The following is a 25,587-nucleotide window of genomic DNA, read 5'->3' on the forward strand; positions in this document are numbered from 1 at the left end:
CCTCATCCCGTCCCTTCAGGGCACCATTCCGCTGCTGCGAGCATAGTGGAACAAATCCACATCGGTGGAGATACACAGCCGGTTCATCGCGGTACTTTTCTGTTTGCTGATGGTGGAGATGCTGCGGTTGACCCGCGCGGCAATCTGGCTGACGGTCATGCCGCTGGCCAGCATGCGCACCACTTCGCGTTCCTTGCCCGACAGTTGCGGCGGTTGTGATTGATCGCCCGTGCCGGCCTGCACCAACTGGGTCCGCAGGGACTCGCTGACGAAGGTCTTGCCCTCGCAGACTTCCTTGATGGCCGTGGGCAACTCCTTGGCCGACGCACTCTTGGCGACAATGCCTCGGGCGCCCTCGGCGAACGAGGCACGCAGGGTGGCGATATTGGCGAACATCGTCACCAGGATCACCGGCACCCCGGGGTATTGGCGTTGCAACAAGCCCAACAACACATAGCCGTCAGCCTGCTGCCCGCCCGGCATGGCGAAGTCCGTCACCAGCACATCGCAAGGGGTGCTGCCCAGTACCCGCAACAGCTCATCCGGGCCGTTGGCCTCACCGACCACCTTGCACTTGCCGTTGGCCTCGATCACCACCTTCTGCCCGATCCGAACAATGGGATGATCGTCAGCAATAATTACGCGAAGCATAGAAATCCATGAGTGATGGCAAATTGATTTGCGCAAAATAACCCTGTCCGTCCCGGGCAACAACCGCCCACCTGGGAGCGGTTTTCAATGGCGTCCCGTGTTCTTAAGCGGGTGATTTTTTACTTACAACAAAAAAGGAAACCACCTACAAACTAAGCCCACAGACAGAGGTAATACCCCCTACAGAATCGCTGAAAATGTCATAAATCTGTCAAATAGCGCAGATACACCAGCAGGTCCTGGTCGAACCGCTGCAATGCCCGCCTGTTGCACCGGATCCCGTGCTTGCGCACCTGTTCGATCAACTCCCCCGCACAGCGATCCAGCTCCGTCTCGCCAAAAAACGCCAGGCTTCCCGCCAGGCGATGCAGGCAGTCGACCAATGCATGCGGGTCGACGATGCGGCAAGCCTGTACCAGGCCGGCGTAATCAGCCTCGGCCTCGCGCACCAGGGTGCGCAACATCTGGTTCACCACCTGTTCATCACCAAATGTCCTGATCAGTTCGGCACGAGTCGGCCAGTGCGCCGCGGCGCAGGCTGTGGCAGGCGGGTTCGTACTGGCGCCCGGCGGCTGTGGCAGCCACTGCTCCAGCACCCCGCGCAATTGTTCCAGGGTCAGCGGCTTGAGCAGCCAGGCATCCATGCCGGCCTCAAGGCAGCGGCGCGCATCGTCCGCAGAGAGTTTGGCGGTCAAGGCAATGATCGGCACACGCGGGCGGCTGTGTACGGCCTCTCGCCGCCTGATCTCACGAGCCATGCTATAGCCATCCAGCACCGGCATGCGGCAATCGCTGATCACCAGGTCGAAATGCCGCAGGGCGATGGCGGTCAACGCGGCCTGCCCGTTGCACACCAGTTCGTGATCGACTTCGAATTTTTGCAGGAACCAGCCCATCAAGGCGCGATAGGCCTGATGGTCCTCGACGATCAGCACGCTCAGGTGCTTCCAGTGAACAGGAGGACTGCGCCATGGCACCGTTTGCTGCCTGGGGGCGTCGTCAGCAAACACGCTTGGCATCATGGCCACCTCGATATCGGCGCCGACCTGCCAGGGCCATCAGACGGCCCTGGCATATCGTCTAGTGAGGGTGCGCTTGACGGTGATCCTTAACCCATCCGCCTGGCACCCATTACCGAATCAAGCTATCCACATGAATACCACTCTTGCGATACAAGAACTACGAAAAGACAGTTTTTCCTACAGCTCCGCCCACCTATTCCGACTTGACGCAGGCGAGCTAGAGGGATAGCGGATTGTCGTAATTCTTGTATTTCCCCTCCTCCCCCCCGGCGCTAAATTGCGCCCCACCCCAAGAGGGCAACCCGCCAACTCACCTGGCGGCCAACTATCCGAACTGACCCGACGCCCAACCGCGCCTCTTTCTGCGCTGCGGTGAGCTGCACCCGTCAGTTGATCCAACACCGAGACAATACAACCATGAACAAGCATCTGATCGCCGTCGCCAGCGCCCTGCTGATCACTGGCACCGCCCCCGCCTTCGCCGCCAGCACCGTGGACCTGACAGTCAAGGGCATCATCACCCCGAATGCCTGCACGCCGAGCCTGTCCAGTGGCGGGGTCATCGACCACGGCAAGATGTCGGCCAAGGACTTGAACGCCACCCAGATCACCCTGTTGCCGAAAGTCACGCTGCAAATGACCGTGACCTGCGATGCGCCGGTGATCTTCGCCCTCAAGGCGACCGACAACCGTATTGGCTCCGGCAGCGGCAGCGGCTTCGGGCTGGGCTTTATCAACGGCACGCAAAAGCTGGGTTCCTATAGCTTGACCCTTGGCGCCAACGGTAGCCCGCCCCAGGCCGACGGCGAAACCGTGCAAGCCATCGGGTCTTTCGACAATGGCGTCACCTGGGAGCGTTGGAACAGCTTTGAAACCGGCACCTATCTCTCGGTCGCCACCCTGGCAGACGCCAGCACCCCGCGTGCCACCCAGCAACTGGTCACCCCCGTGGCCTACAGCGGCTACATCAACCGCACCGACGGCCTGGACCTGAGCAACGAAGTCAATATCGACGGCTCGGCCACCATTGAAGTGCTCTACCTGTAACCCACCTTCGCCCCTGACCTGCAACCAAAAGGTGCTGCTCGATGATGAATTCCTCACCCGCTGTCTTTCTCGCCACGTTGCTGCTGGCCCCCACCGTACTGGCCACCAGCAGTACCGACTTCGCCGTCACGGGCACCATCACGCCGAATGCCTGTGAACCCATGCTCTCCGGCGGAGGCGTGGTGGATTACGGAAAAATGCCGGCCAAGGAACTCAACACCGACAGCCCGACCTCACTGCAGCCGCAGACCATGCAAATGGAAGTCCTGTGTGAAGCGCCAACGTTCATCGCGCTGAGCACGATCGATAACCGCGCCGGCACTTCGGCAATTAACGACTACTGGCATGGCCTGGGGCTGACGGACAGTGGCGAAAAACTTGGCGCCACCGCATTCGGCCTGCTCAACCCGGTCGCGGACGGCGTCACGGTCAAGACGATCAACTCGACCGATGGCGGGGTGACCTGGCTCCCGTCGATTTACCTGGGCCACTACACCCAGACCTCGGTCGCCACCAACGGCGGTGCGAACACCCCGATTGCGATACGGCAATTCAGTGCCGACCTGCGCGTGTACACGATGGTCGACGGCACCGACCGCCTGACCGTGCTCGACGAAGTGCCGCTGGACGGCCATGCCACCGTGCAACTGAAGTACCTGTAACCCTTTATTCAACCGGCCCCACTCGAAAGGAAACGTGTGCCCCATGAAACTTACGCTCAATGCCCTGGCCACCGCGCTGCTGCTCAGCACCAGCGCCTCTGCCCTGGCGGCGTCCACCGTCGACCTGACTGTCAAAGGGGTGATTACCCCCAACGCCTGCACACCTGGCCTGTCCGGCGGAGGGATGGTGGACTACGGCAAGATCTCCGCCAAAGACCTGAACCTCACGACCCCCAAACAACTGCCACGCACCACCTTGCAACTGACCATCACCTGCGACGGCGGCACCCTGTTTGCCGTCAAGGGCACCGACAACCGCGCCGGGTCCAACTCCAGCGGCGGCACCTACGGCCTGGGGTTGATCAACGGTACCCAGAAGCTGGGGGCCTACGACCTGATGCTGAATAACGCAGTCGCAGACTCTGTCGCCGTCACGGTGCTGGAATCCGGGGATAACGGCACGACCTGGGCAGAGTCGGCGGACGCGATCCTGCCACCCAGCGCATTGGCGGCTTTCGGCGATAGAACCTCGGGCACCTGGCTGCCGGTGCCGATCCAGCAAGTCGTCAGCGACCTGGTGGTGTACGCGCAGATCGCCCGGGCCGACAGCCTGGACCTGAGCGATGAACACCCGATCGACGGCTCGGCCACGCTGGAAGTGAAGTACCTGTAAACCCGCGGCCTCGCCGTTCGCGGCGAGGCGCCTTACTTGCACCGAACACATTGAAGACCGAATGATGAACAGAACCCTACGCCTGTGCACGGCGCTGTTATTGCTCAACACCGGCTCTAGCGTGTTTGCCAGCACCGCCACCGAGATGACCCTGTCGGGCCTGGTCACCCCCAGTTCCTGCACCATCGCACTCTCCGGCAGCGGCATCATCGACCACGGCACCATCCCTGCCCATCTCCTCAACCAGGTGGCTCCCACCCCGTTGCCCACCCAATGGCTGGAGGTAGAGATCCACTGCAGCGGCCCCTTGTTGTTTGGCCTGATTGGCCTGGACAGCCGCGAAGATTCGTCCGCCGCACCGGACACTACCTACGGCCTGGGGAGAAACCCCATCGCGCCCGCGGAGCAGTTGGGTTACGTCGACCTGGCGTTCGAAGCGGCGCAAGGAGACGGCCAGGCCATGCAGTCACTTGTGTCAAACCCCGAAGGCGGCCTCTGGGCTCCCCAACCGGCCATCCACCCCAAGACACTCATGGGCTTTGCCCGTCCCGGCCGACCGTTTCCGGAACCCATCGTCACCCTGACCACCCGGATCCGCGCACAGACCACCATCCACCCGGCGAACCGTCTGACCCTCAGGCAAGACGTTCCCCTCGATGGCTCACTGGTCCTGGATTTGCGTTACCTCTAAGCCCTGTGATCATTTTAGGAACTGCGTCATGAAGACCTATCCAACCTTGCTGGCCCTGGGCTGGCTGCTGAGCACCCAGGCGTTTGCCGACGGCATGATGCCCGACACCTCGGTGGTGATCGTCAACGAGGCCGACGGCGAAGCTTCGGTGTCGGTGACCAACACCGACGGCAAACTGGCCCTGCTGCACGTCACCCTGGAAGACATTCCGGAAGACACCGAATCGCTGCTGTTCGTCACCCCACCCCTGTCCCGAGTCGAGGCCGACAAAAGCCAGCTGGTGCGCTTTATCCTGCGCAACCCCACGCCCCTGAAAACCCAACGCCTGAAGCGGGTGATCTTCGAAGGCATGCCCAAGGACCGTGACGTCGCCCAGGCTGGCCATGCGCGGGTGGGCGTGACCGTGCGCCAGAACCTGCCGGTGATCATTCATCCCAAGGGCCTGGCGCCGAACCGCACACCCTGGACCGGGCTGACCTGGTCGTTGAACGCCGGTCACCTGAACGTCGCCAACCCCACGCCTTACGTGGTGCGCCTGGCCCAGGAGCTGCAATTGCTGCCCGGCAAGCAGAGCCTGGTGCTGCCGCGCACTTATGTGTTGCCCGGCGAAACCCTGCGGCTCAGCACGCCCCACACCGCCACGGCCGTACGCCTGCAACCGGCCACCGTGTACGGCTTTGCCGTCGCCGCCTATGAAGCACCGATAACCGCCGCAAACGCTGAATAACGAAGTGACAGCCCTGTGACTGTCACCGGGAAGCCCGCCAACCGTTGCCGGCTTCCATAACCTGAGTGCCTTTACGTGAACACAGTAACCACTGACCCGGCTGGCGAAGCCGTGCCCGACTGTCCTTTACGCCCCGCCCGGATGCGGGCCGCGCTGCCACTGACCATGGCGTTGCTGTCGGCCGATGCCTGGGCCGATGCCTTCGACGCGCAAACCCTGCACCAGCGCGGTATCGACCCGGAGCTGGCCTACCTGCTGCTCGACGCACCGCGCTACACCAGCGGCCGCCATGCCGTGAGCCTGACGGTGAACGGCCAGCGCCGTGGCCGCCTCGATGTGCAGTTCGACAGCCAGGGCGCGCTGTGCTTCGACCGCCCGCTGCTGGACGCGGCCGACCTGGTGATACCGGCCCCGCTGGCCGACAGCCGCTGCCATGACTTCCTCGGCGAATACCCGCAAACCGTGGTGGAGCAAGACCCCGCCAGCCTGAGCGTGAGCCTGATGGTGCCCACCGATGCCCTGCGCCCGCGCCAACGTGAGCTGTCCGGTTATGAAACCGGAGGGTTCGCCGGCTTGCTCAACTACGACCTCACCGGTTTGTACAACCGTTATGGCGACGACGCCAGCCGCTTCGGCTCGGCCAATACCGAGCTGGGCTTCAACGCGGGCGACTGGATCGTGCGCAGCCGCCAGGTCCAGACCTGGCAAGACTCCCGGTCCCGCAGTACCCACCTGGAAGCCTATGCCCAGCGCACCTTCGCCGAGCAGCAGGCGGTGTTGCAGGCCGGGCAGATCAACCTCTACAACCCGGTGCTGTCGTCCGCGCAGATCACCGGCATGCAGCTGTTTACCGAACAGGCCCTGCAGGACCAGGAACAGGGCTCGACCATCAGCGGCATCGCCAACAGCCCGGCCCAGGTCGAGGTACGCCAGAACGGCGCGCTGATTCACTCCACGGTGGTGCCGGCCGGGCCGTTCTCCCTCACCGACGTACGGCGCCTGAACACACGCTCCGACGTTGAAGTGACGGTCAAGGAAAGCACCGGCGAAGAGCGGCGCTTCACCGTGCCGGCGGCGATGCTCGGCATCGGCTTGCCAGCCCCGGGTTACTCGTTGGGGGCGGGCCGGGTGCGCAATATCGGCGATACGCGCGGCGACGATCCGTGGGTGATCAGCGGCGGCTGGAGCGGTGCGTTGAACCCGCGCCTGAGCCTGGGGGCCGGCGCACTTGCCGCCGAAGACTACCGTGCCACGGGTGCCAGCCTCGGCCTGTTGCCGTGGCCAGACGGCCAGGTACAACTGTCGACCCAGATTGCCGATGCCCAACGCCTGGGTGAACGCGGCGTACAGACCGACCTGAGCCTGTCCCAGCGCCTGGGCCGGCAATGGTCGATCACCGCCGGCGCCTCCCACCGCACCATGGGCTACCGGGAGCTGGAAGACGCCGCCTACTACGACTCACGGGACGACGAGGGTCGCCTCACCCGCTATCGCGACCAGCAGAGCCTGGCCCTGGGCTGGGCCCATCCATGGCTGGGCGCCTTCAATGCCGGCCTGTCGCGCACCACCACGTTCAACGGCGAAAACAGCAGCCGTGCCCTGGCCTCATGGGGCACCAGCGTGCGCGGCGTGTCGCTGTCGGCCAGTGCCGAGTGGCAGGTCAGCGGCCGGCAGAATAACGAGAACGCGGTGTACCTGAACCTGAGCGTGCCACTGGGTGAGAACCGGCGTGGGCGCTCCTGGGTGCGCAACTCCGGTGGCGAGCATCGCATCGGCCTGGGGGTGAACGAGCAGGTCAACGATCAACTCAGTTACCGGGTCAGCGCCGAGCACGACAGCCGCGACCAACAAGTGGAATCCACCCTCGGCGTCTCCTATCTGCCGCGCTATGCACAACTGGACATGAACTACAGCCGCTCGGACGCCGAACGTTCCAGCTACCAGGGCGGCGCACGCGGTGCGGTGGTGGCCCACAGCGGGGGTGTGACCTTCTCGCCTTACCCGGTGCGCGACACCTTTGCGCTGGTGTCTGTCGGCGATATGGCCGGGGTCAAGCTCACCACACCCAGCGGCCCGGTATGGACCGACTTCCAGGGCCAGGCCGTGGTACCGCAGGTGTCCGCCTACGGGCGCAGCCCCGTGGAAGTGCAAACCCAGTCGCTGCCACGCAACGCCGATATCAGCAACGGCCTGGCCGTCATCAGCGCCGGGCGCGGCGCGGTGGATCGCGTGGAGTTCGGCGTGGCGCTGACCCGTCGCGCCTTGCTCACGGTGGCAACCGACCACGGTACGCCACTGCCCCGTGGCGCCACGGTGAGTACCGCCGATGGCGAGTTCGTGACCCTGGTGCAGGAAGGCAGCCAGGTGTTCCTGCCGAACGTGCTGGACCCACGCCCCCTGTGGGTCAAGGCACCGGGCATGAGCCGCTGTGAACTGCAGGTTGAACTCGCGGAAAAAGCCGACCCGCAGGTGTATTTCGAAACCGCCCCGGCCCGCTGTGTGATGCCATGAGGAAGACTGTGATGAAGCGATTGTTACTGCTGGGATTGGCCCTGGGCGCCATCGTCCAGGGCCGGGCGCACGCCGACGAATGCCAACTGACCCTAAGCCAGTCGCGCCTGGATTTCGGCGTGATGAACCGCGCCGTGCAGCGCAACCCCGGCGCAGAAATCCTGCTGGGAGAACGCCGCCTGAGCCTCAACCTGAACTGCCCGACGCCCACCGATATGCACGTGTTCTACCGAGCCCTGGCCGCGACCGCCGAGCGCTACCGCTTTACCGAGCGTGGCAGTTACCGCGTGCACATCAGCGATGCGGTACTCGACGGCCAGGCTGTTGAACTGGGGTTGACCAGCGGGCAAGGCCAGGCGCCCAGTGCCAGGGGCAGGACACTCGACTGGCGGCCCGACCAGGCCATCGTACCGTTGCGCGACGGTGCGCCGACCACCGGCAGCAGCTTCTCGGCGCAATTGCTGGTCAATGCCTGGGCGCAGGCCGACGCCCTGCAAGTGCGCGACGCGGTGACCTGGGAAGCCAGCGGCTTGATCGACGCCGTCGCCAGCGGCCGCGCACGGGAGTTGTCGCTGCAAGCCGGCTTCGCTCCGGCGGCCTGCGAGACCACGCTGTCCAACGGCGGCATCATCGACTTTGGCCGTATGTGGTCCAGGAGCCTTAACACCGACAAGGAAACCGGGCTGGTCTCCCGCAGCCTGCTGCTGAGTATCGGCTGCGACGGCCCGACTCATTTCGCCTTGCGCATGCATGACAACCGCAAAGGCTCGGCCACCGGCGGCATCGACGAAACCGCCTACGGCCTGGGAGTGGACGACAGCCGTAATAAAATCGGCCGGTACTTCCTCTATTTCGACCCCTTCGACCTGCGCGCCGATGCCCTGCCCCAGGTATATCGCACCGACTCCACCACTGGCGGCGTGGCCTGGAGCAGTTCCAGCGCCTACCCCATTCCCATCGGCAGCAGCAGTTTGCTCGGCTTTACCGCTCTACCCGGCAGCAATGCCGGCCCGACCGCGATCCAGAACCTGAGTGGGCAGATCAGCGTGCGCGCCGTCCTGTCCCCCATGAACAGCCTGGACCTGCGTACGGAAGTACTGCTCGACGGTTCGGGCACGATTGAAATCATCTACCTCTGATCAAGGAGTATGGTCATGCACCTACGCCAGCGTTCTCTCGCAACACTTGCCCTGCTGACCCTCAGCAGCGGTGCCACGGCAGCCTCCAGTGTCGAACTCGGCGTCACCGGCTTGCTCACTCCCAGTGCCTGTACACCGGCGCTGTCGAGCAACGGGCTGATCGACTACGGCAAGATTTCCCAACAGGAGTTGAACATTGATCGCGGCAAACGCCTGCCGGTGCGTTACCTGAGCGTGACCATCAACTGCGAGGCAGCGACTCGCTACGCCCTGCGCATGAGCGACAACCGCGACGGCACCGCCAACGTCAACAGCGAAATCTACTACGGGCTGGGACTGGACCCGAGCGGCAACAAGATCGGGCTGTACTCCCTGACCTTCGACCCCAAACAGACGGTGATCGACAGCCTGCCGGAGGTTTACGGCACCGAGTCCACCAGCGGCGGGATCGCCTGGCGCACCGCCAACAGCAACCCGATCGACATCGGTTCGCGCAGCTTTCTCGGTTTTACCGACACCGTCGGCAGCACCAGCGGGCCGACGGCCTTCCAGACGCTGAGCAGCCTGGTCAGGGTCGATACGGTGATCGCTGCCAAGAACAATCTCGACCTCAGCAGCGACGTGCATATCGATGGTTCCAGCACTATGGAAGTGCTGTACCTCTAGACCTTTTCGCTGGTCACGCCGACATACCGCGCACGCCCGGCGCCCAACCCCGCGATGATCGCGCCCAGGCCGATCACCGCGAAAATCCAGCCGGTGGCGTTCCAGCCACCGGTCCAGTCATGCACCAGCCCGACCGCGAACGGCCCCATGGACGCCAGGGTGTAGCCGATGCCCTGGGCCATGCTCGACAGGTTGGCGGCTACATGGGCGTCCCGTGAACGCAGCACGATCAAGGTCAGCGCCAGGCTGAAAGTGCCACCCTGGCCCAGGCCCAGCAGAATCGCCCAGCCCCACAAGCCGTCCAACGGTGCATACAGGCAACCGAACAGGCCGCCCAGGGTCAGCACCATCACCACCACGATGGCCAGGCGCTGGTCCTTGCCGCGGGTGGCCAGCCAGGGCGCAGCCAGGGAACTGGCCAGTTGCACAATCACCGAACCGGAAAGCACCAGGCCCGCCTGGGTGGCGCTCAGGCCACGGCCGATCAGGATCGACGGCAGCCAGCCAAACACAATGTACGCCAGGGAGGATTGCAGGCCCATGTACAGGGTCACCTGCCAGGCCAGCGGATCACGCAACAAGCCCTTCACGCGATAGGCCACCTGGTGCGCGCCGTGTTTCTGGCCGACCTGTGGCAACCAGAACAACGCCGCGACCAACGCCGGGAGAATCCAGAACCCCAGGCCGATGTTCCAGCTGTCGCCGAAGTAATGACTCAGCGGCACCGTGGATCCCGCCGCCAGCGCTGCACCCAGGCACAGGGCCATGGTGTACACGCCGGTCATGGTGCCGGCCTGTTTGGCGAAATCGCGCTTGACGATACCGGGCAACAGCACCCCGATGATGCCGATACTCGCGCCCGCCAGCAGGCTGCCGGCGAACAGCCCGGCCTCACCGAATGAACTGCGCAGGATGATGCCGCCGGCCAGGGTCAGCAGAATGCCCAGCACCACCCGCTCGGCGCCAAAACGTCGGGCCAGGATCGGAGCCAGTGGCGCGAACAGGCCCAGGCACAAGACGGGCAGCGTCGTCAGCAACCCGGCCTTGGCCGCCGAGAGACCCAGGCTGTGGGAGACCTCAGCGAGCAGCGGCGCCATGCTCGACAACGCCGGGCGCAGGTTCAGCGCCACCAGGATCAGGCCCAACAGCAACAACCACGGACGGCTTACCACCGGCGGGCTGTGCTGGACCTCATCGTCATCGGCTTCGGCGTCGATCAGCAGTTCATCAAGGGCATTTTCTGAACGGGGCATGGTGGTCTCGGGTTCAAGGTTCATTGATCAACTGCCGGGACAGGGCCTTGGCGCGTTCCGGGTCCTGTTGCTCCACGGCATCGAGCAAGGCGCCGTGCAGGTCGAATACCGCTTGCCGGCGCGGCTGGATGTTCAGGGTCTGGCGCAGTTGCGCGCCGACAATGCTCGAGAAGTACTGATACAGCTCGCTCAAGGCCGGGTTGTGGGCCGCGTCCACCAGGCGTTTGTGGAACACCAGGTCGCAGCTGATGTAGTGCTCAAGATCACCGTGGTAATGGTCGCCGCTGGCGTTGAGGGCCGCGCGCAAAGCGACCAGGTCTTCATCGGTGCGGCGCAACGCGGCCAAGCCGACTGCCTCGACTTCAAGAATCTGCCGCGTCTCCTGCGCCTGAGCCAGGGTGCAGTGGGACAAGGCTTTCATCGCGCCCAGCGGGTCGGTCATGGAGCGCAAATAGCTGCCGTCGCCCTGGCGGATCTCGATCAACCCGGAGAATGCCAATACGCGCATGGCTTCACGCACGGTGTTGCGGCTGATCCCCAACTCGGCAGACAACTCGGGCTCGGTGGGCAGGCGTTCGCCGATGGCCCATACGCCTTGGGTGATGCGCTGGCGCAACTGTTCGAGGGCTTGATCGACGAGGGAGCGTTTGATCAGGGGGGCGATGTCTGTCATGGGTTTCGTCCTTTCATCCAATCATAGGATGAATTTTCCCACAGCCTATTCGGAGTTGCCTACAAAGGCAACGCACTAGGGTTCTTGGGCAGGCAAAGCAGCAGTATTTTCGATTGGTAAAATTACCCTCAGAGGGTAATTATTGGACTCAGGTGTCTTATGGAAAAGTACACACCTCATTACGATCTGGCGGTGATAAAGGCGGATGTCAGGCGGCTTGGAAAGCAAGCATTTACTCAAAGCGCACGCCGTTGCGGCGAGGATCTTGATTTAAGCATCGAACAAATGCAGGCGGTCATTTTCGAGTTGAAAAACACGATGTTGTACAAGTCGATGACCACTCATGACGACCATCGAGTTTGGCAAGATGTGTATCACATTCACTCACATGATCTGGAGATCTACATCAAGGTGACCTACCGCACGGATGGTAAACCTCCGGTGATCTCCTTCAAGGAGAAAAACCCATGAAAACAGAGCAATGCTTCAGCTGCGGCAGGCATGACGGAATGCATCACTTTTCAGGACGTAGCGAAACATCGGAAGTCAAAGGTTTGCATCGCCGTATAGACGATCTGTCTGGATGGGAGTGCCAGGCATGTGGAGAGGTGATCCTGGACCCCGAAGACGCGGAACGCTATTCAGACCACTGCGATGAAATCGTTCACAGTTTCAGGCAGATGGTCGGCACCGAGATGAAGCGCATACGCCGCAAACTGCACCTTTCACAAAAAGAAACGGTACAACTGCTATCGGGTGGTGGCCACAACGCCTTATCTCGTTACGAGCGCGGTGAGGTATTGCCCCCCAAATCCCTGGTAGTCCTGATGCGTTTGCTTGAGCGTCACCCCCACTTGCTGGTCGAAGCAAAAATCCTGAGTGAAGGCGCAGATCTTCGCAATTCCGTGCATACGGTACATAAAGAGCACGAGACCCTGACGACAACTTGATTGATGGCAAAAATAAACCCGGCACCAGGCCGGGTTTATTATTTCAAGCATTACCCATGGATCAATGCAAAATCTGGCTCAAGAACAACTTGGTCCGATCATTCTGCGGGTTGTCGAAGAAGTCATTCGGCGCCGCCTGTTCAACGATCTCGCCCTTGTCCATGAAGATCACGCGGTTGGCCACGGTGCGCGCAAAGCCCATTTCGTGGGTCACGCAGAGCATGGTCATGCCGTCTTCCGCCAGGCCGATCATGGTGTCCAGTACCTCTTTCACCATTTCCGGATCGAGCGCCGAGGTCGGCTCATCGAACAGCATGATTTTCGGCTTCATGCACAGCGCACGGGCAATCGCCACGCGCTGTTGCTGGCCGCCGGACAACTGCCCCGGAAACTTGTGGGCCTGCTCCGGAATACGCACGCGCTCAAGGTAGTGCATGGCAATTTCTTCAGCCTTGCGCTTGGGCATCTTGCGTACCCACATCGGGGCGAGCGTGCAGTTCTGCAGGATGGTCAGGTGCGGGAACAGGTTGAAGTGCTGGAACACCATGCCGACTTCGCGGCGGATCGCTTCGATCTGCTTGAGGTCGTTGGTCAGTTCCACGCCATCGACCACGATGCGGCCCTGCTGGTGCTCTTCCAGGCGGTTGAGGCAGCGGATGGTGGTGGACTTGCCGGAACCCGACGGGCCGCACAGCACGATACGCTCGCCCTGCTTGACGTTCAGGTTGATGTCTTTCAACACGTGGAACTGGCCGTACCACTTGTTGACGCCCTGCATCTGAATAATGCCTTCAGGGCTCACAGGCTGTTTGATCGCTTCACTCATCACAAAACTCCTAACGCTTGTGGCCTGTGTCCAGCTTGTGTTCCAAATGAATGGAATAGCGGGACATACCAAAACAGAAAATCCAGAACACCAGGGCGGCGAACACGTAGCCTTCAGTGGCCATGCCCAACCATTTCGGGTCGGCGGCGGCTTGCTTGACGCTGTTGAGCAGGTCGAACAGGCCGATAATGATCACCAGGCTAGTGTCCTTGAACAACGCGATAAACGTGTTGACGATGCCCGGGATCACCATCTTCAGTGCCTGGGGCAAAATCACCAGGCCCATGCTGCGCCAGTAACCCAGGCCCATCGCGGCCGCAGCCTCGTATTGGCCCTTGGGAATCGCCTGCAAGCCACCGCGCACCACTTCGGCCACATAGGCCGACTGGAACAGGATCACGCCGATCAAGGCCCGCAGCAATTTGTCGATGCCCATGCCTTCTGGCAGGAACAGCGGCAACATTACCGACGACATGAACAGCACCGTGATCAACGGCACGCCGCGCCAGAACTCGATGAAGGTCACGCAGACCACACGAATCGCCGGCATGTTCGAACGCCGACCCAACGCCAGCACGATGCCCAGCGGCAAGGCCCCGGCAATGCCGACGGTGGCGATCACCAGGGTCAGCATCAAGCCGCCCCACTGGCTGGTGGCCACGTTGGTCATGCCGAAGATCCCGCCGTGCAGCAGGAAGTAGGCAACGATCGGGTACACCACCAAAAAGCTCAGGCCGTAGACCGCCTTGCGCGTGAAGCGCGAGATGAACAACGGCGCCACACCCACGATGGCCAACCACACGGTCAGGTCGACACGCCAGCGCAGGTCGCCGGGGTAGTAGCCGTACATGAACTGCCCGAAGCGCTGTTGGATAAACACCCAGCAGGCGCCCTCCTTGGTGCAGTCGGCGCGGGTGGTACCGACCCAGTTTGCATCGAGGATCGCCCAGTGCAGGATCGGCGGCACGACCAGGTAGATCAGGTAGAACGCCAGCAATGTCAGCAGGGTGTTGAGCCAGCTGGAAAACAGGTTGGCGCGCATCCATGCCATCGGCCCGAACACTTTGTTCGGTGGCGGCATATCAGGTTTGAAAGTATGCGTACTCATGCAGGTTTCCTCACCGCTCGATCAGCGCAATGCGCTTGTTGTACCAGTTCATCAGCAGGGAAATGCTGATGCTGATCGCCAGGTACACGCTCATGGTGATGGCAATAACCTCGATGGCCTGGCCGGTCTGGTTGAGCACCGTGCCGGCAAACAGCGAAACCATTTCCGGGTAACCGATACCGGCCGCCAGTGACGAGTTTTTCGCCAGGTTCAGGTATTGGCTGGTCAGCGGCGGAATGATCACGCGCAGGGCTTGCGGGATGATCACCTTGCGCAGGGTCGGACCGTTGCGCAGCCCGAGGGAACGCGCCGCTTCGGTCTGGCCGTGGCTGACGGACTTGATGCCTGAACGCACGATCTCGGCGATAAACGCCGCGGTATACACGGTCAGGGCCAGGGTCAGCGCCAGCAACTCGGGAATCAGTACCCAGCCGCCGACGAAGTTGAAGCCTTGCAGCTTGGGCATTTCCCAGTGCAGCGGCGCGCCGAACACCAAAGCGCACAGCGCAGGGATCACCACCAACAGCGCCAGGCCGGCCCAGAACTTGTGGAACGGAACACCGGTGGCTTCAAAGCGTTTATTTGCCCAACGGGCCATCAGCACAATGGCGATGATTGCCACCACGACGCTGATCACAAACGGCCAGAAACCCTCCGCCATCAACGCGGCGGGCATGTTCAGGCCACGGCTGCTGACAAAGAACGTGTCGCCGAAGTTGTGGCTGTTGCGCGGCCCCGGCATCGTCAGGAATACCGCGAAGTACCAGAACAGGATTTGCAGCAGCGGCGGAATGTTGCGGAACACTTCCACATACACCGTGGCCAGCTTGTTGATCATCCAGTTGGGCGACAAGCGCGCCACACCGATGATGAACCCGAGGATGGTCGCCAGGACCACACCGATTACCGTCACCAGCAGGGTGTTGAGCAGACCGATCACAAAGACCCGGGCATAGCTGTCCGATTCGGTGTAGTCGATCAGGTGCTGAGCGATGCCGAAGCCGGCACTGCGCTCAAGAAAGTCGAAACCCGAGGTAATGCCCCGGTGTTGAAGGTTGGTTTGCGTGTTGTTGAACAGGTACCAGCCCAACGAGACCACCGCCACAATCGTGATGATCTGGAATAGCCACGCACGCACTTTTGGATCACTGAAGCTGAGCTTCTGTTTTGGTGCGCCGATTTGATTTTGCATTAAGTGCCCCAGAAATAATGGAACAGAACATCACCCGGCGGTTGGCCCACCGGGTGATAGAACCATCAGCGATCAGCGCACAGGTGGTGCGTATTGAATGCCACCGTTGGTCCACAGAGCGTTCAGGCCACGATCGATTTCCAGAGGCGTGCTCTTGCCGAGGTTTTTCTCGAACACTTCGCCGTAGTTACCGACCTGCTTGACGATCTGTACGACCCAGTCCTTCTTCACTTTCAGGTCTTTGCCGTATTCGCCGTCAGCACCCAGCAGACGGGCAACGTCCGGGTTCTTGGTGGACTTGGCTTCAGCTTCGACGTTTTTGGAGGTGATACCGGCTTCTTCGGCGTTGAGCATGGCGTAGCCAACCCAGCGCACGATGGCCAGCCACTCGTCGTCGCCGTTACGCACGACAGGGCCCAGTGGTTCTTTGGAAATGGTTTCCGGCAGTACCACGTAGTCTTTCGGCGAAGCCAGCTTGCTGCGCTGTGCGTAGAGCTGGGACTTGTCGGAGGTCAGTACGTCGCAACGACCGGATTCCAGCGACTTGGCGCTTTCATCGGAGGTGTCGAACGTGATCGGGGTGTACTTCAGGTTGTTGGCGCGGAAGTAGTCGGAAACGTTCAGCTCAGTGGTGGTACCGGCCTGGATGCAGATGGTTGCACCGTCCAGTTCCTTGGCACTTTTCACGCCCAGCTTGTTGTTCACCAGGAAACCAACACCGTCGTAGTAGGTGATGAAGCCCGGGAATTTCAGGCCCATGCCGGCATCGCGGGAGCTGGTCATGGTGGTGTTGCGCGACAGGATGTCGACTTCGCCAGACTGAAGCGCGGTGAAACGCTCCTTGGCATTCAACTGGCTGAATTTGACCTTGGTTGCGTCGCCGAATACGGCAGCGGCAACAGCACGGCACACGTCAGCGTCGATCCCAAGGATCTTGCCGCTGGCGTCCGGCACCGAGAAGCCCGGCAGACCGTCGCTCACGCCACACTGCACAAAGCCTTTCTTCTGCACGGCATCCAGAGTGGCGCCAGCCTGGGCGAAACCACTGACACCCAGTACGGTAGCCGCGGTCACGATGGCCAGGGTGGATTTCAATACCTTCATTCAAACCTCCAGTTTTGCTCTTGTTGTGTCGGAGCTCAAACCCCACCGCACCCTTATGAGGCGACATCGACCCGTGTTGGCTTTTTTTGGGGTCAAACAGCATGAGGTTTTTGCTTTAAGTCCAGTTGCTATCCCACAGGCGCCAGTCACTGATAGTGTTACCGCCTGGGGTGAGCCTTGACATCGGGTTTCATATAGCAAGCCCCGTACCAGACTGATGGCTGAGTCGTTTCAGCCCATGGTCAAGAGCAAAAGATTCAACCTTGCGACATTCTCTTAACAGATCAACCCGTCGCGCACCGTTCCGACGCACTCAATCGGAGCGCACGCACATATATGGAGCAGACATGACCGAACCCTTGATTCTTCAGCCCGCCAAGCCCGCAGACGCCTGCGTAATCTGGTTGCATGGCCTGGGTGCCGATCGCTACGACTTCCTGCCCGTGGCCGAAGCCCTGCAGGAAAAACTCCTGTCGACGCGCTTTGTCCTGCCCCAGGCGCCGACACGCCCGGTGACCATCAATGGCGGCTACGAGATGCCGAGCTGGTACGACATCAAGGCCATGAGCCCGGCGCGTTCCATCAGTGTTGAAGAGCTGGAAGCCTCGGCAAAAATGGTTACCGACCTGATCAAGGAACAAAAAAGCAGCGGGATAGACGCCTCGCGGATTTTCCTTGCCGGTTTTTCCCAGGGTGGCGCCGTGGTGTTCCACACCGCGTTCCTGAAATGGCAGGGTGCTTTGGGTGGCGTGATTGCCCTTTCCACCTACGCTCCCACTTTCGGTGACGAACTCGAATTATCGGCCAGCCAGCAACGGATTCCGGTGATGTGCCTGCACGGCCAATACGACGACGTGGTGCAGAACGCCATGGGTCGCAGCGCCTATGAGCATTTGAAGTCGCGCGGTGTCACCGTTGCATGGCAGGAATACCCAATGGGCCATGAAGTGTTACCCCAGGAGATACACGATATTGGCAGCTGGTTGGCCGCCCGCCTGGGCTGAAAACCAGCCATTGTGTAGCCGCATGACCAACGCACTACGCCGCGCCCGATTCTTGCATTACACTGGCCGGCGTACATTCCTTAACCAATTGATGAGATGACCGTGCTCAAAGCACTCAAGAAGATGTTCGGTAAAAGCGAGGCTGAGCAGCTCGCGCCAGGTTCCAGTGCCCCCGCCCACGTTCAAGGCAGCCGCAATGACGGCCAGCAGCCTGGCCGGACCGCACCTGTAGCCTCGCCAAAAAAAGAGCCGGTGACCACACCCGCCACGGTTAACGTCGCTGAAGAGCCAGCCGCCGACCAACCACGCCAGGAGCCACGCCAGGAAAAGCCGCGCCGTGAACGCGCGCCCAAACCTGTGGTTATTCCCTGGAAACTGGAAGACTTCGCCGTCGAACCCCAGGAAGGCAAAACCCGCTTTCATGATTTCAAACTCGCCCCGGAACTGATGCACGCCATCCAGGACCTGGGTTTCCCGTACTGCACGCCGATCCAGGCGCAAGTGCTGGGCTTCACTCTCGCCGGCAAAGACGCCATCGGTCGCGCCCAGACCGGTACCGGCAAGACCGCTGCGTTCCTGATCTCGATCATTACGCAGTTGTTGCAGACCCCACCGCCAAAAGAGCGCTACATGGGTGAACCCCGCGCACTGATCATCGCCCCGACCCGGGAGCTGGTGGTACAGATCGCCAAGGACGCCGCCGACCTGACCAAGTACACCGGCCTCAACGTGATGACGTTTGTTGGCGGGATGGACTTCGACAAGCAGCTCAAGCACCTGGAAGCGCGCCACTGCGACATCCTGGTGGCCACCCCGGGGCGCTTGCTGGACTTCAACCAGCGCGGCGACGTGCACCTGGACATGGTCGAAGTGATGGTGCTGGACGAAGCCGACCGCATGCTCGACATGGGTTTCATCCCGCAAGTGCGTCAGATCATTCGCCAGACCCCGCCGAAAAACGAGCGCCAGACCCTGCTGTTCTCCGCGACCTTCACCGAAGACGTGATGAACCTCGCCAAGCAGTGGACCACCGACCCGTCCATCGTCGAGATCGAGGCACTCAACGTCGCCAGCGAGAACGTCGAACAGCATATCTATGCCGTGGCCGGTGCCGACAAATACAAGCTGCTCTACAACCTGGTCAACGACAACGGTTGGGAGCGGGTCATGGTGTTTGCCAACCGCAAAGACGAAGTGCGCCGCATCGAAGAACGCCTGGTGCGTGATGGCGTGAATGCCGCGCAACTGTCCGGCGACGTGCCGCAGCACAAGCGCATCAAGACCCTGGAAGGTTTCCGCGAAGGCAAGATTCGCGTGCTGGTGGCCACCGACGTGGCCGGACGCGGGATTCACATCGATGGCATCAGCCACGTGATCAACTTCACCCTGCCGGAAGTGCCGGACGACTACGTGCACCGGATTGGCCGTACCGGCCGCGCGGGCGCGGCGGGCGTGTCCATCAGCTTTGCCGGTGAAGACGACTCGTATCAGTTGCCGTCGATCGAAACCTTGCTGGGCCGCAAGATCAGCTGCGAAACGCCACCGACGCATTTGTTGCGTCCGGTGGAGCGCAAACGCCCTTAAGCTGGAAGACCTCAGGCCGAATTCCATTCGGCCAGGATGGGTTGGCGAACACGCGAGGCCTCCTGCGAAAAGGCCTCATGGAAAGTGAAGCTGCTGCCCGACATATCGACAAGGCGATGGGCCTGAGGCTGGGGTTGCGGCTGCCCCAGTGGCTGCTGCAAGTTCTCGGCATCGCCCCCGATAGGCGCTGCCGGCTGGCGCTTTCTGATCCGACCGTCGACCGAGCGGTACAGATTGACCACGCGCAAGCCAAAACGCGTCACCCCCCAGGCTTGGCTTGGCAGCGTAATGTCATTGAAGAACTTGTAAGAAGCACCGGTCAGCAACTTGCCAGCGGCCTGCAATCCGGCCCTTGTTTGGGAACTCAATAGACTGAAGCTTCGGACCGCCGGGCTTGCGGCGACTTCAACCGCCCGGGAAGCGCCCGTCGCCGCTATGCCTGCGCCCCCTAAACTGGCCGCGACACCCACCGCTGCAAAGGTCAGCGATGCCCAGTTCAGGACGTTGATTTGACTGGAGCGATCCCAGCCCATCTGATTGTCGACCGCCTCAACGCTCAGTGCGGCAATCCCCAACGTCCCACCTACCGAGGCCGCGCCTGAGGCTACCAACAGCGCGCTCTTGCCGGCAATGGTCAGTGCAGCGGCTTGAGCGCCGATGGCAGCGAGCAAGCCCGCGGTTGCAAGCCCAGCGGTGACCACCGACATGCCCAGTGCAACACCGGTCAGTGCCCACCGGGCCCATGTTGGAAAACTGAAGAGGCCGCTGGGGTCCGACCAATTCACCGGGTCACCGCCACAATAGGCGTAGCTGTTGATCCCGCCCTCGTCAAAAGGACTGAGGGGATCAGGAGAGAGAAACACCATGAGTTCGGGATCATAGGCACGGCGCCCATTACCCAGGTGATAGAGGTTGACCGGTACGTCCAGCCGTTCGCCGTTGTAGGCGGGCAATTGCATTTCCATCATCGTGGGCGACACGTCATCCCGCAACTCGATCCTGGCGTCACCGTAGGGTGCGTAATGCCGGCGCACCTGGTCCGTGATCGGTGCCACCACACCGCGGACGCTGCCAGCGCCGTCAAGAACCAGTAGTTTCTGGTAATTACCACTATCTCGGTAGGCCACCACCTGGTCACCGTCGCGCACGTAACGTGCCCGCATGCTGACCTGCGCCAGCGTGTCGAGCCGATCCCCGGCATAGGCCAGCATCACGGGAGCTTCGTTGCCTCGCGCAGCAAGCACCTGGCGTGCTTCGCCGTCGTACTGGTAGCTGTACTTGTCTGTGGCGGTCTGTACAGCAGTGAGCTGGTCAAAACCGTTGTACGTGAAACCGCGACCGAAGGTGCCCTGTTGCAAATTACCGGCGGCGTCATAGCTCAGGGTCAGGTTTCGTACCGGGTTTGTATGGGTCAGGTGCGTCAGGCAGGCAGGGTCCTTACCCTGGAAAAACCGCTCGCTGCGGTCGCTACTGCCATCGATAAACGTTGTCCGCACTTCAGTCATATTATCGAGACCGTCATAACTGAAACGCTGTTCCTTGATCGCCCGATCCAATTTATCCATCGGGTATTGCGTGCCCTCGCACACATAGGATTTGAGTCGCGAATAACCATCGTAAGTGAACGTCTCGCCCGTGACCACGGCGTCATTCGCGTCTTTCAACGTGCGAGTGGCCAGCAGGCCATCGTCGTAATAGGTGCTGACAATGTTCTGCAGTAGCGCACCGTCCTGTTCCAGCTTGCGTTCCGACTCACGCCCCCATGCGTCAAAGGTCACCGAGTCGGTAAGACGCATTTGATAATTGAGGGTTCGCGCCGAAAGGCGGCCCAGACTATCGTAAGTCCGGATCATGCGGACGAAACCGGTGGTGGTCTGTTGGAGGCGTCCGAACTGGTCATATACGAGGTCACTGTGCTGCCCATCCGCCGCGGAGTGCCGCAACAGCCGCCCACCCGGCGAATAACTCGTCAGGCTAGTCAAGGGCTGGCTGCCCAGCGTCTGGACTTCCTTGGCGAGATAGCCGTTCTCGTCGTAACTCATCTCATGCTTGAGCCCGGCGGTGAGTGATTGTCGCATCGCTCCACTGATGGGGTCGTACTCAAGGTCTATCGGTGCATGCCCTGCCATCTTGACGCTCGTTAATGTCTCCAGCTCAGGATCATGACCGTACTCTTGACGATCACCGCGCGGCGAAGTCACCGCCACTGGCGCAACCTGGTTGGGCTTGTACTCCCAGGTCGTGGCTGTTGCGTTGCCACGCGCTTGGGAAATGACGCGGCCCAGGCTGTCGTATTCACGCGTGCCAAGCAGCTTGCTGTCTACGGTGAGGGTGCGCACCATTGGCTCGCTGGTGCCAAGCGCATACGTCGTCAACCGCTCACGGGGCGGCGTTCCGTCGGATGGGGTTTCCAGGCTGCGCACCACACGATCAAAAATGTCATAGGCGTATTCAGTCTTGGTCTTCCTGGCATCGATGCGCTCCGTGCAGCGGCCCAGCCCGTCATAAGTACGGGTTTCCACCACAATGCGCGCACCGCCAATGCTCACCCGCTCAACCCGTGCCGGTTGATTGTGTTCGTTGAACCAGGTTTCCAGTTGCGCGTCACCTTGCACCCCCGTCACCCGGCGGTTGAGGAGCGGGTCATATTCATCGATCAATACCCGACCATCGGGTTGAGTTACCGTCCACGGGTTGCCCCAGATGTTATAGGCGTGGCTGGTTTTCAATGTACGCGGCCCATCACCCAGATAATCCAGACGGGTTTGCTTCACGAGCCGCCCGAGTGCGTCGTACGCCCAGGAACCCAGAAGCCTGTCATTGTCCGCGATGCCATCAAGCGATTGCGCAGCAGAGAGCTGGCGTCCCATGCCATCGAAATACGTGAAGAGCACGGTGCCTTGTGCATCCGTGGTGACCAAATGGGCCATCTTGGCCCCGGCCGAAAAGTGATAGGCATAACGACGTCGGGCCATCTGGAGCGTGGCTGGCGCGGCGGTTTCCGATGTCAGCCGCCCACTGACATCGTACGTCATCGCCAGGCTGCCGACGGCATCACGTGTCATGTCGAGCAGACGCTGATTGGTCAGTGACCACGTGCGCGCGGACTCGAGCCATTGACCAGGCTCACGCCCCTTCAAGCTCCGGACTTCGGTGATCGAGTCGCCATTGAAGGTGCAGGTGAAATCGGAGACCAGAGAGAGTTTGTCGATCGTCGTCGTGGAGCTTTTCAAGCGACCATGCAGGGCGGGGTTGGCGGCCACAGAATGATAGGTATAAGACGTATGGGTGCCCCCTTCAAGGTTGATGGCAAGCGGCATGACGAAGTAGCCGCCCCCCGTTATCGAGACGTCGGTGTGGGAATGTTCAGTGGTCCGAGCCGCAGTGGTCGATCTGGCCGGGAAAAGCTTTTCCAGCTTCAGGTAACGTTGAAAGAGTCCATGGGGGTCGGCAGGGCATCTTCGGGGCTCGCCGGTCACCGGGTAATAAGTGTATTCGGTGCGTACGCCGGAGGCCTCGGTGCGGCTTAGTTCGTTGCCGAAGTCATCGGTGGTGATACTGACCACTTCCGCCCTTGGGGGTTTGCCACCCTGGGGATACAGCTCAAAGGTCTTGGTGATGCGGCTCGGAAGTTGGAGATTGGCGGGCTGATTTGGAAACTGGACGCCCCGAACTTCATTGTAGACAGTCTCGGTTTTGACCTGGCTGCCATTGGCTAGCATTAATTCCTCAGTCATCAGGTGAAAACGATTATAAGTGGCGCGGGTAGACCGCAGGGGCTTGCCATTATTATCAACGTAAGTTTCTTCCGCCCAATAAGCGTACTCGCTATCCACCCGATACAAATTATCCTGGCCCTGGCCGAATCCGCCATTCAGAGGATATCCCGTGAAGTTACGGTTGGGACTGTAGTTATAGGAGCGGACGACAGAGGGCTGCCCGCGCCCAGGGTTTTGCTCCCAGTGGGTGACGACCGGAATATACAAACGGGCATCGTATTGAAGCCCATTGGGGTTATACCGAATTATCTCCTGCCCCCCCATGGGTGTCATAACCTGCGAAATAGCCACCATTGCGTCAGGCAACCTGAGGTACTGAAACGAATAGGCCTCACTTGCGACTGGCCCGGCCAGGTCATAAGGAACCGTGACCTTGGTCAGTTGGTTGTCGATATGACTATATTCAAATCGCGTACGGGCATAACGATTACCATCAATTAGTGTATCGGCGGTTACCAGCGATCCGGCGGAATACTTCAGCATCAACAGGTCGGTTTCTTTATCGTCAACAATGCTCTGCAATAAGTTATTACCGCCATACCGGAAGCTCAGCCGCTCGCCATTTTCGAACTGGATAGCACTGATCTTATAGGGACCGGGAATGCTGAGGGGACGCAGGATTTCGACAGTGCCATCCTTGTAAATTACGTGCAGCGTATTTTGCGCAACCCGTTTTATGGTGAGGTCCTTCAACTTATGGTCGGTAATAACAGCATTGTCCCCTACGGAGGGCAGCCCTTGGGTTAGATATTGTTCACCGTTGAGTAGCGTAAGCTTGAAGCTGTTCGGGTCAAATTCGGTATTCGACAAGCTCCAGCCTTTACCGTAGCCACTGTTGCGGGTATCCATCATCGAGAACGCCAAGGCAATCTCTCGACTGACCTCTAACGGCCCTTTTGGGCTCAAGACTGCCAAACGAATCAGACACCCATACTGCCCGGTACGCAGGTCAACCGAACCGCCGAGGTGGGCACTGAAATTAAACGCGTTCGAATAGATGTCCATAGGTCCACCGCTTCGCACTTGGAGAGGGGATGAAATGCCTGGAACGTCAGGGTTTTGAAGTGGCGCGCAGCACCATCACATTGTAATTGTCGGTCTCGGTCAGGTAATAGTGATGCGAGCAGCCATAACTATCGACCATTGTCCAAATACTGGCCCCTTGTTGATCGGTGTTGGGGTTATCCAACCAGGCCTTGACTCGCGCAGCACGCATGATGGTATTGCGCTTGTTCGCAGGAATTGGGTCATTTCCCCCTGAAGATTTTTTCAGCAGGCTATTCATTGTGATGTTTCCAACAGTATTACCCCGTATGACACCGCCGATCTGTCTAATACCGTGCCCAATGTCCCGAGTGTAGTAAATATCAAAGTGATCCCCCTGAACAGATGAATCTTTTAATTTTACGGGATCAGTCGGAGGTATATTCTCGACAAATCTCAACCCAAGGGGGGGCGTCCAATAATAAATATCCACATCCACACCCTGCACTGAAAAGGCGTCGGTATCAGCCCAATGATCGAGCCGCTCAGCAGACAATGTATAGGGCTCTTGACACTTAACAGTGACAGATGATTGATAATTAACATTATCTCTCTCCATATTAGTTGTATATGTTTTACGTCCCACCGTAATTTTTGCCATAAACTGCTGATTACCACTTGATCTCAGATCACACCTCAGGTATCGCTTCTCATTTTCGAGCGGACCAATACCGGGCATCGGCTGAATAATAGGGTTAGAAGGGGCTGTAGCCATGCTGGGTTCCTCAAGCACCCCCGACCACCGACCCATGTTAAATTCGTTCCTTTTTGTATCACAATACCATCCGGCCGGAATTGTCGCTTCTGGGTTTGTGGAATACTCAACCACCGTGGCACTTTCAAGCTCCGTCGCCTCAAAGGCTGCCAGCTCCCATATACCTTCAGCGTTTCTTCTCTCCTTTTGGACAATTATATTGACTTGACATTGCTGTTTGCCACCCAGATACACCTCATTATTAACTACATTGCCACCATCGCGAGGAAATTCAATATCAAACGTTTTTAAACGAACATTGGGATCTTCCGCTTTCATTTCCTTCTCCTTATCCAACATAGAGAACAGTTATCATCAACGCCACATCTTGTACCGGCCTGATGCAAGTAAGCGCTTTATAGAAGGGACCGCCTACTGTTAGAAATAACAGTTTTTCCGGAATTTTCAGGTCAAAAGGAAATAGCGATTTCCTGCTTTATCGCCAGGCTGAATATAAATGTGAAAGCGGGCTTGTGGAGGAGCAAGCAAGCCTGCACATTTGGTTTCAGCATTTTCAAATCCAGGAG

At 60.2% G+C, this 25,587-nt stretch carries 22 protein-coding genes; 12 read left to right on the forward strand and 10 right to left on the reverse strand.

Annotation, left to right across the window (positions count from 1 at the left end; translation table 11 throughout):
* Positions 1-15: 15 nt before the first annotated feature.
* A complete protein-coding gene (locus tag ACIOMR_RS10980) occupies positions 16-651 on the reverse strand; it encodes a response regulator transcription factor (RefSeq protein ID WP_003216351.1) in 636 nt (211 codons plus the stop codon).
* A gap of 200 nt (positions 652-851) precedes the next feature.
* The gene (locus tag ACIOMR_RS10985; protein WP_008435633.1) at positions 852-1,586 is read right to left on the reverse strand and encodes a response regulator; all 735 of its coding nucleotides are present in this window, start codon (positions 1,584-1,586) and stop codon (positions 852-854) included.
* 504 nt (positions 1,587-2,090) lie between these two features.
* Between ACIOMR_RS10985 and ACIOMR_RS10990 the strand changes: the two genes are divergently transcribed.
* The 8 genes from ACIOMR_RS10990 to ACIOMR_RS11025 all read left to right on the forward strand — a co-directional run bounded on the left by ACIOMR_RS10990 (position 2,091) and on the right by ACIOMR_RS11025 (position 9,789).
* Positions 2,091-2,720 carry a DUF1120 domain-containing protein gene (locus ACIOMR_RS10990; RefSeq protein WP_087692818.1) on the forward strand — a complete coding sequence of 210 codons (630 nt, stop codon included), beginning with the start codon at positions 2,091-2,093 and terminating at the stop codon, positions 2,718-2,720.
* Between the two features lie 44 nt (positions 2,721-2,764).
* A complete protein-coding gene (locus ACIOMR_RS10995) occupies positions 2,765-3,382 on the forward strand; it encodes a DUF1120 domain-containing protein (RefSeq protein WP_168197537.1) in 618 nt (205 codons plus the stop codon).
* A gap of 43 nt (positions 3,383-3,425) precedes the next feature.
* Entirely contained in the window at positions 3,426-4,055 is a 630-nt protein-coding gene (locus ACIOMR_RS11000) for a DUF1120 domain-containing protein (RefSeq protein ID WP_008435636.1), read from the forward strand.
* 64 nt (positions 4,056-4,119) lie between these two features.
* Positions 4,120-4,746 (forward strand): DUF1120 domain-containing protein, encoded by a 627-nt coding sequence (locus tag ACIOMR_RS11005; RefSeq protein ID WP_250884758.1) that lies wholly within the window; start codon positions 4,120-4,122, stop codon positions 4,744-4,746.
* A gap of 28 nt (positions 4,747-4,774) precedes the next feature.
* A complete protein-coding gene (locus ACIOMR_RS11010; protein ID WP_401194040.1) occupies positions 4,775-5,473 on the forward strand; it encodes a fimbria/pilus chaperone family protein in 699 nt (232 codons plus the stop codon).
* Between the two features lie 141 nt (positions 5,474-5,614).
* On the forward strand, positions 5,615-7,984 hold the full coding sequence (locus ACIOMR_RS11015) for a fimbria/pilus outer membrane usher protein (protein ID WP_401194105.1): 2,370 nt from the start codon (positions 5,615-5,617) through the stop codon (positions 7,982-7,984).
* An 11-nt stretch (positions 7,985-7,995) separates the two neighbouring features.
* On the forward strand, positions 7,996-9,123 hold the full coding sequence (locus ACIOMR_RS11020) for a DUF1120 domain-containing protein (protein ID WP_134327294.1): 1,128 nt from the start codon (positions 7,996-7,998) through the stop codon (positions 9,121-9,123).
* Between the two features lie 15 nt (positions 9,124-9,138).
* Positions 9,139-9,789, forward strand: coding sequence for a DUF1120 domain-containing protein (locus ACIOMR_RS11025; protein ID WP_087692824.1), 651 nt, complete (start codon positions 9,139-9,141; stop codon positions 9,787-9,789).
* On the opposite strand, the gene ACIOMR_RS11030 is transcribed toward ACIOMR_RS11025, so the two are convergent.
* Both ACIOMR_RS11030 and ACIOMR_RS11035 read right to left on the reverse strand, forming a co-directional pair.
* Entirely contained in the window at positions 9,786-11,066 is a 1,281-nt protein-coding gene (locus ACIOMR_RS11030; RefSeq protein WP_087692825.1) for a CynX/NimT family MFS transporter, read from the reverse strand. The two genes, ACIOMR_RS11025 and ACIOMR_RS11030, sit on opposite strands and share 4 nt — an antisense overlap.
* On the reverse strand, positions 11,056-11,715 hold the full coding sequence (locus tag ACIOMR_RS11035) for a FadR/GntR family transcriptional regulator (protein WP_003216331.1): 660 nt from the start codon (positions 11,713-11,715) through the stop codon (positions 11,056-11,058). The genes ACIOMR_RS11030 and ACIOMR_RS11035 overlap by 11 nt, the downstream gene beginning before the upstream one ends.
* A gap of 159 nt (positions 11,716-11,874) precedes the next feature.
* On the opposite strand from ACIOMR_RS11035, the gene ACIOMR_RS11040 reads away from it, so the two are divergent.
* Together ACIOMR_RS11040 and ACIOMR_RS11045 are read left to right on the forward strand one after the other, a co-directional pair.
* Positions 11,875-12,186, forward strand: a complete 312-nt coding sequence (locus tag ACIOMR_RS11040; protein ID WP_003216329.1) for a type II toxin-antitoxin system MqsR family toxin — start codon at positions 11,875-11,877, stop codon at positions 12,184-12,186.
* On the forward strand, positions 12,183-12,665 hold the full coding sequence (locus ACIOMR_RS11045) for a type II toxin-antitoxin system MqsA family antitoxin (protein WP_003216327.1): 483 nt from the start codon (positions 12,183-12,185) through the stop codon (positions 12,663-12,665). The genes ACIOMR_RS11040 and ACIOMR_RS11045 overlap by 4 nt, the downstream gene beginning before the upstream one ends.
* A 61-nt stretch (positions 12,666-12,726) precedes the next feature.
* Here ACIOMR_RS11045 and ACIOMR_RS11050 read toward each other — a convergent pair whose 3' ends face one another.
* The 4 genes from ACIOMR_RS11050 to ACIOMR_RS11065 form a co-directional block, all read right to left on the reverse strand.
* Positions 12,727-13,491, reverse strand: coding sequence for an amino acid ABC transporter ATP-binding protein (locus ACIOMR_RS11050; RefSeq protein ID WP_003171943.1), 765 nt, complete (start codon positions 13,489-13,491; stop codon positions 12,727-12,729).
* Between the two features lie 10 nt (positions 13,492-13,501).
* Positions 13,502-14,599, reverse strand: coding sequence for an amino acid ABC transporter permease (locus tag ACIOMR_RS11055; protein ID WP_003216325.1), 1,098 nt, complete (start codon positions 14,597-14,599; stop codon positions 13,502-13,504).
* Positions 14,600-14,609: 10 nt separating this feature from the next.
* A complete protein-coding gene (locus tag ACIOMR_RS11060; RefSeq protein ID WP_003216323.1) occupies positions 14,610-15,791 on the reverse strand; it encodes an amino acid ABC transporter permease in 1,182 nt (393 codons plus the stop codon).
* A 72-nt stretch (positions 15,792-15,863) separates the two neighbouring features.
* The gene (locus ACIOMR_RS11065) at positions 15,864-16,895 is read right to left on the reverse strand and encodes an amino acid ABC transporter substrate-binding protein (RefSeq protein ID WP_003216321.1); all 1,032 of its coding nucleotides are present in this window, start codon (positions 16,893-16,895) and stop codon (positions 15,864-15,866) included.
* Between the two features lie 347 nt (positions 16,896-17,242).
* On the opposite strand from ACIOMR_RS11065, the gene ACIOMR_RS11070 reads away from it, so the two are divergent.
* Positions 17,243-17,899, forward strand: a complete 657-nt coding sequence (locus ACIOMR_RS11070) for an alpha/beta hydrolase (protein ID WP_177049056.1) — start codon at positions 17,243-17,245, stop codon at positions 17,897-17,899.
* Between the two features lie 96 nt (positions 17,900-17,995).
* Positions 17,996-19,483 (forward strand): ATP-dependent RNA helicase RhlB, encoded by a 1,488-nt coding sequence (rhlB, locus tag ACIOMR_RS11075; protein WP_032899430.1) that lies wholly within the window; start codon positions 17,996-17,998, stop codon positions 19,481-19,483.
* Between the two features lie 11 nt (positions 19,484-19,494).
* Here the strand turns inward: rhlB and ACIOMR_RS11080 are convergent, their stop codons facing one another.
* Positions 19,495-24,267 (reverse strand): RHS repeat domain-containing protein, encoded by a 4,773-nt coding sequence (locus ACIOMR_RS11080; protein ID WP_401194051.1) that lies wholly within the window; start codon positions 24,265-24,267, stop codon positions 19,495-19,497.
* A 46-nt stretch (positions 24,268-24,313) separates the two neighbouring features.
* Positions 24,314-25,339: a hypothetical protein gene (locus tag ACIOMR_RS11085; protein ID WP_087692829.1), complete on the reverse strand. Its 1,026-nt coding sequence runs from the start codon at positions 25,337-25,339 to the stop codon at positions 24,314-24,316.
* Between the last annotated feature and the right edge of the window lie 248 nt (positions 25,340-25,587).

Source organism: Pseudomonas sp. NPDC087814 (genome assembly GCF_044742865.1).
GTDB lineage: Bacteria > Pseudomonadota > Gammaproteobacteria > Pseudomonadales > Pseudomonadaceae > Aquipseudomonas.